This window comes from Alkalibacterium sp. s-m-28, from assembly GCF_054658175.1.
Window position 1 is genome coordinate 1 of sequence record NZ_BAAGIQ010000448.1, and the last position, 255, is coordinate 255.

1 protein-coding gene is annotated in these 255 nt (G+C 36.9%); it reads right to left on the reverse strand.

The window, feature by feature from the left end; genetic code table 11:
• Positions 1-70: helix-turn-helix domain-containing protein (locus ACYQ4S_RS12960; protein ID WP_459771599.1), on the reverse strand; the 70-nt coding region annotated here is incomplete at its 3' end.
• Positions 71-255 lie beyond the last annotated feature (185 nt).

Below are 255 nucleotides of genomic sequence, written 5' to 3' on the forward strand. Positions count from 1 at the left end.
CAAAACAGTTCGCAAAATAGTTTTTTTGTTCTTCATTTGGGTAGAGTCGATACTTATAAGCTTTTAACATATTCTTCACCTCCTCTTACGCTTTGTTACTTGATTATACTGTAAAAATACCGTACAACCAAGTCGGAGGTGAGTATATGTCTGACAAAGAGCGCGTAGAAATACGTATGCCAAAAGTTATTCTAGAAAAAGTAGACGCATACCAAAAAGAAAATGGACTGCCTACAAGAACGGCAGCTATCCTTG